Here is a 253-nt window from a genome sequence, read left to right on the forward strand (position 1 = left end):
GGGTGTTTCTTTTCCCTGTTGTGGCTGTTTTGTTTCGTCTTTTTGTGGGTGGGGTCCTTTTTTGCCGTTTGTGGGTGTTTGGGGTGTTTGTTTGGTGTGTGTTTGGGTTTAGGGGGGTTGTTTGTGTTGTGTTTTTTGGTTTGGGTTCTTTTTGCGTCTCTTGTGTGGTTTTTCCTTGTGGTGGGTGTTCTGGGGTTGGTCTGGTTTTCGGTTTTTTGTTGTTGCGTTCTTTTTGGTTGTTTTTGTTGAGTGT

1 protein-coding gene is annotated in these 253 nt (G+C 44.3%); it reads right to left on the reverse strand.

Translation table 11 applies throughout. From position 1 onward, the window contains the following. Positions 1 to 253: hypothetical protein (locus tag Q4519_RS22510; RefSeq protein ID WP_303516084.1), on the reverse strand; the 253-nt coding region annotated here is incomplete at both ends.

Source organism: Motilimonas sp. 1_MG-2023 (genome assembly GCF_030547455.1).
Classification (GTDB): Bacteria; Pseudomonadota; Gammaproteobacteria; order Enterobacterales; family CBDFNC01; genus Motilimonas.